Here is a 622-nt window from a genome sequence, read left to right as displayed (position 1 = left end):
GCTTGCCGATCTGCAATGACCTGACGGCATTGCTTGGTGTCATAAGCTCCATCGGTATAAACAGAGTCAATCTGCTCATCTTGTGGAATCTGATCAAGTAAATCACCAAGCACCTGTGAATCACTGACATTATTGGTTGTAAGCTGAACTGCTCGTATTTGTAGGGTTTTAGCATCTATATCAATATGAAGTTTACGCCATTGGCGACGATATTCAGGTCCATGTTTCTTGCGTTTCCATTCGCCCTCACCTAGAAACTTCATGCCTGTAGAGTCCATGAGTAGATGCAGCCCATCGCTACTTTTTTGGTAGCTGATTACAATATCAATATGCTTTTGTCTTCTACAAAGCGTGGTGTAATCTGGAGCTATCCAATTTAATCCGCAAAGTTTAATCAGACTTTGCACAAAGCCAGTAACCATACGTAAAGACAGACGGAATAAGGATTTAATCATTAAGCAGCATTGGATGGCTGCGTCGGAGTAGGTTTGATTTCGCCCTTGTTTGCCTTTTGATGGCGCATACCATTGCGTAGCAGGATCAAACCAAATGGCAATATTTCCGCGACTCATGAGTGCTCGGTTATATGCGGGCCAATTGGTTGTGCGGTAGATTTTGTGTG

Annotated in this window: 1 protein-coding gene; it reads right to left on the bottom strand. The window is 43.2% G+C overall.

Translation table 11 applies throughout. The features are described from left to right. The coding region (locus NI469_RS15745) for an IS5 family transposase (protein ID WP_253175664.1) at window positions 1–614 on the bottom strand (614 nt) is incomplete at its 3' end. Window positions 615–622: the final 8 nt, after the last annotated feature.

It is taken from the genome of Acinetobacter lwoffii, from assembly GCF_024129735.1.
Classification (GTDB): domain Bacteria; phylum Pseudomonadota; class Gammaproteobacteria; order Pseudomonadales; family Moraxellaceae; genus Acinetobacter; species Acinetobacter lwoffii_H.
The sequence above is the reverse complement of the archived record's forward strand: the minus strand, read 5'-3'. Positions and strand labels throughout refer to the sequence as shown.